The following is a 1878-nucleotide window of genomic DNA, read 5'->3' as shown; positions in this document are numbered from 1 at the left end:
AATGGCCGTAAATCAATATGGCGTGGCGCAACACCAGACTCAACAAAAGTTGGGCAAGTGGAGAGTGCGAGAGTTGGTTGTGCAATGTATTTATCTGGATTGTCAATCAGATGACCGCGGAATTCTTCGATCTCTGCCTTGGTGGATGCTGGTCCAACCAACATGCCATAGCCACCAGCACCATGGGTTAGCTTCACCACCAACTTATCTAAATTGGCCAGGGTATATGCGAGATCATCTGGCTTACGGCATTGGAAAGTCGGCACATTATTCAGAATCGGTTTTTCACCTAAATAGAACTCAATCATGTCAGGCACGTAAGGGTAGATGGACTTGTCATCAGCAATGCCGGTACCAATGGCATTAGCTAAGGTCACATTGCCTGCTCGATGTGCAGAGAGTAATCCAGCAACTCCCAATGTGGAATCAGAGCGGAATGCGAGCGGATCCAAGAAATCATCATCAACGCGGCGATAGATCACATCCACACGCTCAGGGCCTTGAGTAGTACGCATAAACACTTGCTCGTTCTTAACAAACAAATCTTTGCCTTCCACCAATTCAACACCCATTTGTTGAGCGAGGTAACTGTGTTCAAAATAAGCCGAGTTGTACATGCCTGGTGTGAGCACGACGACATTGGGTTTCTTGACATCATCCGGTTTGACTGACTTTAAGCACTCCAATAAAAAATCTGGATAGTGCTCTACCGGCGCAACTCGATATTTCTGAAACAGATCAGGGAAGAGGCGCATCATCATCTTGCGGTCTTCAACCATATAAGACACGCCAGATGGAACGCGCAGGTTATCTTCTAGAACATAGAACTCACCTTCACCAGCGCGCACGATATCGATTCCAGCGATCTGCGCATAAATGTCTCGCGGCACGTTGACGTTGCGCATCTCAGGGCGATATTGCGCATTGTTATAAATCTGTTCAGCAGGAATAATTCCGGCTTTGATAATTTCTTCTTCGTGATACACGTCGTAGATAAAGCGATTGAGCGCTTTAACCCGTTGACGAAGACCAGCCTCGAGCTGCTCCCATTCTTTGGCGGTAAAGATGCGGGGCACTTGATCAAAGGGAATGGTTCTCTCAGACCCCAGATCGTCTCCGTAAACAGCAAAGGTGATGCCAACTCGTCGGAAGATGAGATCAGCTTCAGCGCGCTTGAGGCCCATAAGGGTGTCGCTTTGCTGCTTAAGCCAGTTATGGAAAACTTGGTAATGGGGACGCGCTTTTCCGCTGGCGTCGAGCATTTCATCAAAAGGCAATTTCATAGTTACAAACTAATGCCTTCGGGCTTAACTGCTATGGTGGGAATGTGGCAGCTTGGTGCCCTATGCACTTTATTGGTGCATTAATAACTCAGAAATCCACTCCGGGACTTATGCGTTCAGATCGCCTCGAGCAATTCGTCCTTTTTGAACTTCCCATTCACGCTCTTTAGTTGCTGCGCGCTTGTCGTGCTGTTTCTTGCCTCGAGCCAGCCCAATTTCACACTTCACATTGCCTTTCGAGAAATGCAGATTTAGTGGGACAAGGGTGTAGCCCTTTTGCTCAACCTTACCAATCAGCTTTTTAATCTCAATGGCATTGAGCAGAAGTTTGCGGGTACGAGTGCTGTCTGGGACGATATGAGTGGAGGCTGATAGCAGGGGGGTGATGTGACAACCGATCAGGAATAGCTCCGCCCGACGGATGACGACATACGCTTCTTTAATGTGGACTCGACCAGCGCGGATGGCTTTTACTTCCCAGCCTTCCAGAACCAGCCCTGCCTCGAACCGTTCCTCGATAAAATAATCGAAGAAGGCTTTTTTGTTATCGACGATACTCATATTTATTTAGCTTCTCAAGATCGATTATGGCAGA

At 47.8% G+C, this 1878-nt stretch carries 2 protein-coding genes; both read right to left on the bottom strand.

Features of this window, described 5'->3' with window-relative positions; genetic code table 11:
- On the bottom strand, positions 1-1283 hold a 1283-nt coding region (locus B7Y67_RS16695; RefSeq protein WP_293599590.1), incomplete at its 3' end, for a circularly permuted type 2 ATP-grasp protein.
- Positions 1284-1391: 108 nt separating this feature from the next.
- Positions 1392-1844 (bottom strand): SsrA-binding protein SmpB, encoded by a 453-nt coding sequence (gene smpB, locus B7Y67_RS16690; protein ID WP_015421400.1) that lies wholly within the window; start codon positions 1842-1844, stop codon positions 1392-1394.
- Positions 1845-1878: the final 34 nt, after the last annotated feature.

This window comes from Polynucleobacter sp. 35-46-11, assembly GCF_002281105.1.
The sequence above is the reverse complement of the archived record's forward strand: the minus strand, read 5'-3'. Positions and strand labels throughout refer to the sequence as shown.

Bases quoted from the DNA above. Each gene is read 5' to 3' on its own strand.
- smpB (WP_015421400.1), bottom strand. From the start codon at position 1,844: ATGAGTATCGTCGATAACAAAAAAGCCTTCTTCGATTATTTTATCGAG.